Consider the following 7,945-nt stretch of genomic DNA (forward strand, 5'->3'; position numbering starts at 1 on the left):
AAGGAGGATACATGGGTGGGCATACGCACGGGTGGAATGCGGTGGAGGCGAAGTCGAGGAAGGCACGTAAGCTACAGTGTCACGTCTACAGTGTCACGTCTACAGTGTCACGTCTACAGTGCTACGTCTACAGTGTCACGTCGACGAAGGTATACGGCGCGGTGGGGTCCGTGTATTTAAACAAGAAATGCTCGTCAAACTCTTGGGCCGCAGCATGTACCGCTTCGTCGAAGGCGTCGACGCGGTCACGCTTTACGAGGCACGCCAGCCGCATCACATCCGTATCTTCGCGGCAGTCGTCGGCATGAATCTGCTCGGCAGGCGGCTGCAGGTGGTTACGCACCCGATCCTGATAGTCAGCGCGTTTGGCCTCAAGTACCTCGCGAAAGAACTCGCCGAGCTCCACTTTCTCTTGGCGGGTAGGCTCGCGCTCGCCATCTTGGAAGTAGCGGTCGCGGGCTTCACGCAGGCCCTCGTGATGATCCACAAAGTACTGAAAGAGGTTGTCGACCTTCCACGCCACGCGAAAACCGATCTCGACGCAGTCGCGCAGCGCTTCCATCTGACTACGCAACGTGCCCTGGTTTGATGCCAGAAACGTGCGCAGTTCGTCGGTGCTCTCCGCCAATACGCCGAACGACATGGGCAAGATGTCGATGTCGCTGCGTACGAGCGTGTTTACAGCGGTGTGGTGCGCCTTAAGGTGCCGGCGCCGCGGACGAAGTTTCGTCCGGTCGAGGTCGCTTACCACCACGGCCAGCCCATCGCGCGGCACAGCATAGAGCGGAGCACCGTCGATCCCTGTGAGCGACATTGTGTCGGCATCAAACGCATCGGCGGGGGCGATGGCGTACAGATATTTCTTGGCGGAATGGCTCATGGAAGAACGAGAAGGGCCAAAAGGGAGAATAGAAAAACGGGTAGTGGATAGAAGGTTAGTGATTACTGAAGACCTCATCCGCCGGTCAGCATGACGATAGCGGCTACACGTGCCCATCCCGTCATGCATCGTATCACGTAACGTCTGACCACTACCGAAAAACGAATTAGTACTCGTACTCAAAGCCGCCATCCTCTGCCGAGGCGTCGTCGTCAAGATTCGAGCTGCGGGACGCCTCTGTCTTCTGGATTTCGGCTTTAATGGCGTCCACTTTCTCGTCGATCTCGCGAATGCGCTGCGTGCAGTCGTTGACTTGCGCCTGCAGTGCCGAGCGGATACGCTGCTGCCGCGTGCGTGCCATCTGCAGGTTGGCCATGCGCACATACAGCGTGTGTGGCTCTTGCGAGGCCAGCGACCGCATACTCGTAGGCGGACGCGTCGATGGCGGACGGGGGCGGTTCACTCGCGGGGGGGCGTGCTTCGACGACGTGCGCCGCGGGTCTTGGTCGGGAGGATTAGGCGAATCACTCATAGTAGCACAGAAGAAAGCGCAAGGAAAGAGCGTGGTTATGCAAGCATCTCGTCAATAGAGTCGACGATGACCTGCCGCGTTTGGGATTCGCGGTCGGAATCGCCAGCAGCGCGGGCGGGGCGCAACACATCCAGGCACACGTCGCGGAAGAATGCAGACGTAGGCGTGATGTCTTCCGTCCGGTCGGCAAACACGCGTGCCAGCACCACCGAACCGCGCACCGACGGCCCATGGTAGGCCTCAAGGCGGTTGCGCACGCGGCGCACCAGATCCACAATACGCTCGGCGAGCGCCTCGTCGATACCCGAGCGCGTCTGCGTGATCTGCACTTCGGTATTTCGGTCTGGATACTCCAACTTGATGGTTATCATGCGGTCGAGCAACGCACTCTGTGTGCCGTGCGTACCCGCATATTCTTTGGTGTTCGACGTGAAGATTGCCCGGAAGTTCGGGTCCACACGCACGTACCCCTCGCTCTGCCCGCCCCGCGTGGGCAGATTCAGAATGCGCTCTTCCAAGATGCTCAACAGCACGTTGTTCGCCTCGGGGCGCGAGCGGTTAAACTCGTCGTAGATGAGGGTGTAGCCTTCGCGGCAGGCCTGCGCCAGGCGCTTGTCTTCCCATACCTTGTGCACCTGCTCGCTAGTTTTGAGCACCGAACGGATGAAGTTATCCACCACCTTCGACTTGCGATAGCCCACCTCGCCGCCCACCAGGTCAGAGCGCGAGAACTCGCTATCTCCGTGGAGTAAGACAGCCGGACGCTCCAGTCGCGCTGCGATATGGAAGGCCAAACTCGTCTTTCCTGTCCCCGATACGCCTGTTAGATGAATGGGGTAGCCTGCGTCTAAGTACGTCATGGCACGCTGCGTAACGCGCTCTACAGCGGGCGTGACGACGAACGAATCGCTGGGCTTGGGAACGAAGATGCCGTCGCGACGACGCGAACTATTAGCAACTGACGGGGAAGAGGAAGACGGCTCCATACAAACACGGGGAAAACGGGGCAGAACGTGCGTGAGCGAACACTGCGCAGCGAATCAACGCGCAGCGCGTTCAGGCGGCAAATGCACAAGAGACGATGCCACTCCCAGGAGGCATAACCAAAAAGCAGGAAAGCCAGCCGCACACAGCGCAAGGCATCGTGTGCATCCGGGTTTCCTGCTTGGTGCATCGATTGACGGCCAACCATGAAAGCAGGAGACGTGCACGCTTGTGGCTGTTGGGCCTAAGAGCTGCAAGCTTCGAGATGGAGCTTGGGTGTGCACGCCCGGCTGGCTTTTTGTGACACGTCTTCGCCTTATGAGGAAGGCGCAGCTGCTGTAGCCGTAAGCCCAATGCCTTCAGCATACTTCAGGTATGTTTCGACCGAGGCCACAACAATACGCGCCTCTACCGATACCAATTCAATGCCAACCAGCGAAACACGGACGAACGCGTCGATCACAATTCCTTTGTCCAGGATGCGATCAACGACTTCTGCCAGCCCGCTGGCATCACTTGTCTTTTGAACTTCTGCCATACTAAGTACCTCGTTGAGTGGTTATGCAAAAAACGGAAAATGGCTTTATGCCTCTCTGCGCCTTCCACAAGCTGTTCGTGCAAGTAGCGCGTTTGCACACTGCACGCCAAAGCAGCTACCGTACTAACGGTGTGGAATTGCAGAAGCATCTTCACGCTACGTAGAGCCCAAGAACCGTTCCATGTGCTATGCGACGGGTGTGCACCGTGAAGCATGGTGTACTGCGTTCCTGCAGTACTACTGGTAAGCATACAATGCCGCACCCAAGAAAGAAAATGTATTCCGTAACGTTGCCGTTTGAGATGTGTTGAAGCGGTACACATGCAACGCAGGGGAAAGCGACCATGCATCATGAGGAAACGTCGGGAGATGACGCGTCGGGGGCGTCAGCGTCTGAGGGCGGGTTGGGCTCTGCGGTGTCGTCGGCAAGCAGGCGCATAGTCTTTTCCAGACGATCAAGGCGCGCGTTCAGGGCATCAAACTGCTGCTGTTGGATGGCAGAAGCCTTGCCCGCTGCATCGTTATTCTCGGTGCCTGAGGCCGATTGGGCCTGCAAGAAGTCGGCAGACTTCCACCAGTCCATCCCCATCTCGTCGGCTTTGTCGACTGAGCAGATGACCAGTCGGATCTGCACCGTGAGCAGTTCCACGTCGTTCAGGTTCACCTTGATATCCCCGGCAATGACGATGCCGGTTTCGAGCACACGCTCCAGAATATCGGCCAAGGTAGCGCTGCGCGGTCCGCGCATGTTCTGCATTGAACGGCTCATACAGAAGGAAAATTTGATCCGTGATGGGTAAAAATGTGTGTGCGCCTCGGTGTTCAATCCAGCATCTAAACGCAGTTCCGGTACGGCTCCTACGTGCCCGATTTACGGTGCCGGAGTAGATTCAGGGTGCTGAATGGTACCCAGGTCAAGATGCAAATCGTCAAGCTCCAACCCAAACACCTCACAAAGCCGCTCCAGCTCCTCGGCCTGTTTCATAAGCGTACGGCCCACGCGCTCGACCTCTTCATCCGTTAATGTGCCGCGCTCCATGCGCCCCACAGCCTGCTTCTCCAGCAGATCATGAAGCAGCTTTACGAGCGTCAGCACCAGGTGCGCCAACCCCTTTCCTGGATTGTCTTCCGCTACTTCTACGCGGCGCTGTCCGTCTGACAGGGGCACAGCTGACACGTTCTGGGCGGAGGCGGTGCGATGCGGCTTGACTGGATCCAGCGCCGCACGGGCGCGGGAAGCAGGATCGGGCGCGGCGTCACTCACGGCGTTACTCATGGGTAGCACGATCGGATGGATCGGAGGAAGCGAGGGCGCCGTATCCACGAGCGGTGTCTACAGCGCTCAGTAGCAGCCGGAGATCCAGGTACAGCAAGTCGACATCGGCTACGGTGATGACCACATCGCCTCGCAACACTGCACCTGTGTCGAGCACACGGTCAAGCGTTTCTGCAAGGGTTACGTCCGAGACGTACTGCGGGGGCGGGGGATGGTCGGGCATAGTTGCCAGAGGCCGAGCCAGTGAAGTAGTGAGAGACGAGGCACACAGCACGTATCAGGGCGATGCGTAGAGCGCACGGCCCAACGCCCGCAACGTGTCGATGCCAACAGGCGGCGTGCCACGCTCAACGCGCACCACATGCTGATCCGGAAAGTCGGTGCGGATGCGGTCTATCGTGTGTACCGACGCGGGCCCCTCGAGCTGGTTGGATGCCAGACGCACCGCACGGTTGACAAATAGTGTCGGTATGCTCAACCCTGCGCGGGTGCAATGGTTCACCAAGCGCTCCGTCTCTGCATGCACCATCCGATCCTGCATGGTAACGCCGTACACGCAGCCGGTGCGGGTGTCGTGCGTGCCCTGCAGCATGCGGCGCAGCGTTTTCACCTGCTTCGACAGACGCACCAACCGGTCGTTCAGACGTGGCGCATGAATCATGCGACGGTACGTACGCAATAGGCGAAAGAGCGACCGAATCCAGGCGTTGAACACTTCGGGCATCTCAATAAAGCGGAAGAAGTGCCCCGTCGGTGCCATATCCAGCACGACATGCGTGTAGCGGTCGTCCTCCAACTGATCGAGCGTGGCGGTAATGCCCATGATTTCGTCGATTCCGGGCGGGGCCAGGTCGAGCAAATGCTCCGCTACCTGCCGGTCATGGGGCATATCGAAGCGACCGCCTGTCTGCTGGAAAAACTGCTGCACCTCATCGACATACGCACCGCGCAGCCGCTCAAAGCGCGCCTCGGCATCCACACAGGCGGCGTCGAGTCCGGGCGCTACGCCTGCAGGGGTATCGTGCACCTCGGTATTGAGGATGTCGGCCAGCGAGTGCGCTGGATCTGTCGAAAGCAGCAGTACGCGCTGCTCATCTGTATGGGATGGGTTTTTTTCTCCTGCCAGCCGCAGGGCCGTTGCACAGGCGATTGTTGTCTTGCCCACGCCTCCTTTCCCCGCAACAAGGAGCAGTTCATGGCGCGGCCACGGCGCCGCATGGGCCACACGAGGTATGCCACGTGTGTGCGGGGCAGACTGCTCTTCGGAGAGCGCACTGCGCGATTCGTTCGCGCTGCCGCCACCCGGCGACACCGAATCGTATCGCGCTGCGCGGGTCCACAGGGTGGGCAGGTGCTCCTGCAGTTCAGACTGCGACAGCGCAGGAAGCGTCCAGCACATGTCGCTGGGGCACATTGCCGGGAGAGCTTCGGCCTCTGCATCCCCCTGCCACTGATTTATGACGACAGCGGGCACAGCGACCGAGGCATCGTGCAAGTGGGAAATAAGGCGATCGGTTTCTTTTGCGATGGCAGGCTCGGCCTGCGTTACGACAAGCACACCGGCCTGATCAGCGGTACGGAGGGTTTGCATCACGCGCTCGGCGCGCGTCCAGAGGCTACTCACGAACGTGTCGAGCGCATCGGGATCGGTACGACCGCTGAAACGCGCCCGCATGTAGCGATGCTTTTCGAGGAGCACGTCCAGAAAGTCGACCCATGTGACAAAGCGCTCGGGCATCTCAAAGAGGCGCAGCGTATGGCCTGTGGGCGCTGTATCTACGATGACCCGTGCATATGTATCGTCCGAGAGCAGTTCCTCCAGCCGAAGCACTGCCATGGCCTCGTCGATACCCGGCAATGCCAGATCGAGTAGCTCCTGAATATCGGCATCGTCGAAGAACGTGCCGCGCGCTACAATCTCGTGCAGCGTGTCGTGGTGCGCTTCTCGAAACGACTCTACGGCCGCCTGTGCGTCGAAGGCCTCGGTATGCAAGGTATCTGGGCATGCCACCTCGTTCAGCCGATCGTCGATGGAGTGGGCCGGGTCGGTTGAGATGAGCAGCACCGGTCGGCCTGAGGCGTGCTGCTGCCGACGTGCATGCCACAGGGCCGTAGCGGCAGCGCATGTGGTTTTGCCCACCCCTCCTTTGCCCGCAACGAACAGCAGCGGAGGCACATCGGCAACAAATGGCGGTACATCGGGCATAATCAGGGGGATGCGAAGGGGATCGCGATAGCGCGCATTCCGACCGCGCTCCACCTACTGGACGCGCTCTTGCAGCTCGTCGAGTTCGTCGAGACGGTCGAGCACTTCTTCTTCCCGGGCATCGAACGCATCTTCAGAGATTTCGTCCGTCTCAACCGCCATGTACAGATCGTTGAGCTCGTTACGCAGCGCCTGGCGCTCGCTTTCGATCTCCTCGCGCACAGCATCGTGAATGGAGGAGGCGATAAAATGCACGCCCCGCACAGGCGCAAGCAGAATATCGTCGATCAAAAACATGATGAGTCAGACGGGTTACGGATATCACGAGGCATCATGCATGCGCAGGCAGTTGCCAGATGCAAAGCTCTTGCCTTACTGAGCGCGCTCGCCAGCCTGCTCAACCCACGCTATGACGTTTACAAACGGAGGCAACTCATCAATCCGGTCGCGGATTTCGCTGGGGGTTGCATCGGCCAGGTCAGCAAACGTGATGAATCCAGCCTCGTGCAACCTGTCGGCGATCTTCGGACCCACCCCTTGCAGCACGGAGAAGTCGTCAGGCTCTGGGTCCGGCTCAGTTCCTGACGCAGCCTGCGCCTCGTCTGCCTCCTGCGCGTCCTCCGTATCTTCTGAAGTGGTCTCCGTAGCATCGGTGGCAACGGCTTCGTTGTCTGCTTCGTCGGATGTGGGGGGAGCGGCTGTGTAGTCATCGTTTAACGACACCGCTTCGGAGGAGGCCTCGTTGGGCGTGGTTGCTTCCTCGCTGGACGCAGCATCGGATGCAGCGGTAGAAGAAGGAGCAGCAGCGGCGGCCGGTGTTGCAGCAGGTTCGGAAGCGGGCTGTGCTGGCGGTGTTGCAGGCGCTCCCGGAGTATCTTCTGCGCGGGTCCATGCCTCGTGTAGGGCCTGCATCACAGCGCGGCGCTCCGACTGCTCAGCACGGGCTTCCTCCAAGATGCGCTGCGTGTCGGCGCGAACATCGTCGACAAGCTGGCCGCGAGCAGATCGGTTGTCTTGGAGCAACTGCGCAACCTCATCCGCAATTTGACGCATGACCGCCTGACGTTGTGCCTTGTCTTGTTCGCGCGTTTCGCTGCGTGCCTCGTTGGCCTCGCTCAACAGCGTCTGAACCCGCGTACACACCTGGTCCACAAAGTCCGTCCGTGCATCGGATTCTGCTTGTGTAGCCGCGGCACGTTCGTTACGGAACTGCTCAAGCAAGTCGGCAACGCTGCCGGTAATGGATTGCGCATCGGCACGCACCTTGTTCATGTGCTCTTGCCGCGCCTCGCGGCTGGCACGTGCGTCCTGATTGCGCGCTTCGCTGAACTGGCTCAACATATCGGCCACCGTGCCTTCCACGGCATGCACATCACTGCGAATCTGCTGCAGCGATTCGGCCCGTTTGCGGCGCTGATCGGCCATTTCGCGTTTTAGTTGTTGGACTTGTTCAGCAACGGAAGCCATGTCGTAACGGGAGGTTTAGGGCAGAAAACCAGCAAGTAGGTAGAAGAGCGTGCCACACGTGA

At 59.6% G+C, this 7,945-nt stretch carries 10 protein-coding genes; all 10 read right to left on the reverse strand.

The features are described from left to right. Positions 1-127: 127 nt before the first annotated feature. On the reverse strand, positions 128-880 hold the full coding sequence (locus R6U20_RS10420; RefSeq protein ID WP_410337793.1) for a GvpL/GvpF family gas vesicle protein: 753 nt from the start codon (positions 878-880) through the stop codon (positions 128-130). Positions 881-1,046: 166 nt separating this feature from the next. Next, complete coding sequence (locus R6U20_RS10425) at positions 1,047-1,412, reverse strand: hypothetical protein (RefSeq protein ID WP_410337794.1); 366 nt, start codon at positions 1,410-1,412, stop codon at positions 1,047-1,049. A gap of 35 nt (positions 1,413-1,447) precedes the next feature. After that, entirely contained in the window at positions 1,448-2,398 is a 951-nt protein-coding gene (gene gvpN, locus R6U20_RS10430) for a gas vesicle protein GvpN (RefSeq protein WP_410337795.1), read from the reverse strand. Positions 2,399-2,712: 314 nt separating this feature from the next. Continuing rightward, positions 2,713-2,934, reverse strand: a complete 222-nt coding sequence (gene gvpA, locus R6U20_RS10435; protein WP_410337796.1) for a gas vesicle structural protein GvpA — start codon at positions 2,932-2,934, stop codon at positions 2,713-2,715. A 349-nt stretch (positions 2,935-3,283) separates the two neighbouring features. Next, positions 3,284-3,703 carry a gas vesicle protein gene (locus R6U20_RS10440; protein WP_410337797.1) on the reverse strand — a complete coding sequence of 140 codons (420 nt, stop codon included), beginning with the start codon at positions 3,701-3,703 and terminating at the stop codon, positions 3,284-3,286. 102 nt (positions 3,704-3,805) lie between these two features. Continuing rightward, complete coding sequence (locus tag R6U20_RS10445) at positions 3,806-4,210, reverse strand: gas vesicle protein K (protein ID WP_410337798.1); 405 nt, start codon at positions 4,208-4,210, stop codon at positions 3,806-3,808. Continuing rightward, the gene (locus tag R6U20_RS10450; RefSeq protein WP_410337799.1) at positions 4,203-4,433 is read right to left on the reverse strand and encodes a gas vesicle protein; all 231 of its coding nucleotides are present in this window, start codon (positions 4,431-4,433) and stop codon (positions 4,203-4,205) included. Before R6U20_RS10450 ends, R6U20_RS10445 begins: the two co-directional genes overlap by 8 nt. 54 nt (positions 4,434-4,487) lie before the next feature. Further along, a complete protein-coding gene (locus tag R6U20_RS10455; RefSeq protein ID WP_410337800.1) occupies positions 4,488-6,416 on the reverse strand; it encodes an ArsA family ATPase in 1,929 nt (642 codons plus the stop codon). Positions 6,417-6,470: 54 nt separating this feature from the next. Further along, on the reverse strand, positions 6,471-6,713 hold the full coding sequence (locus tag R6U20_RS10460) for a gas vesicle protein GvpG (protein WP_410337801.1): 243 nt from the start codon (positions 6,711-6,713) through the stop codon (positions 6,471-6,473). Positions 6,714-6,788: 75 nt separating this feature from the next. After that, positions 6,789-7,883, reverse strand: coding sequence for a helix-hairpin-helix domain-containing protein (locus tag R6U20_RS10465; protein ID WP_410337802.1), 1,095 nt, complete (start codon positions 7,881-7,883; stop codon positions 6,789-6,791). Positions 7,884-7,945 lie beyond the last annotated feature (62 nt).

The sequence above is a fragment of the Longimonas sp. genome, from assembly GCF_046498435.1.
Lineage (GTDB): Bacteria > Bacteroidota > Rhodothermia > Rhodothermales > Salinibacteraceae > Longimonas.